Annotated in this window: 1 protein-coding gene; it reads right to left on the reverse strand. The window is 38.9% G+C overall.

All coding sequences use genetic code 11. The features are described 5' to 3' along the window. Positions 1-109: 109 nt before the first annotated feature. Positions 110-709, reverse strand: a 600-nt coding sequence (locus F3D68_RS11160) for a Mu transposase domain-containing protein (RefSeq protein ID WP_151194507.1), incomplete at its 5' end; no start/stop codon positions are given.

The raw sequence follows: 709 nt of genomic DNA on the forward strand, positions 1-709 counted from the left end.
TCATCAAGAAACAACGTGAAATAAGCTTATGTGAGAATAGAGTTAAAAAACTTCATTTGAAATCTCTGGCGTCAAAGCCTTATTTTATATGATCTCCAGTCATTTCCGGTCAGGCACTAAATACGGCACTACTTCCCAGATACGCAATAATGTCTTTTTGTGAAATATGCACTGTCAATGTGTGTCCTACAAGACGTGACGGTACACTATATTTAATCTGTTTAATGTTGATCATAGAATGACTGGATACCTTAACAGACTTAATTTCATAATCCGCTGTTTTATGCGTGGGTAAACAGCGCAGAGCAGATTGCTCAAGCTTAAAGTCTTTACTGTTACGACGATTGCTGTTCTCAACAACATGATGCAACCATTGTTCATATTCAGCTAATGTCTTAAAATCTTTGCTTCCGCGCACCATAAGCTCTTGTTTAATACGGTTTTTGAGGTGACCATGCGATGACTCAACAGAACCATTCTCATGACTGACCCCTTTATTATTTCTTGTTGGATTCATGCCATAATAGGCACAGAGCTCTTTATAACGATCCGTTAAATCCTCATTAGCAACATCTTTGTCATTTTTATAAGCAGCGGCTAAAGAGTCTGTGCGATGCTCCTTTGGTGCGCCTCCTATATGAAATAACGCTTCTTGCAACCCTTCTGATAACGCCTGAAAGCTTTCCCCTGATAGGATAACTTTGACATA

This window comes from Cysteiniphilum sp. JM-1 (assembly GCF_008711525.1).
In the GTDB taxonomy this organism is placed as follows: domain Bacteria; phylum Pseudomonadota; class Gammaproteobacteria; order Francisellales; family Francisellaceae; genus Caedibacter.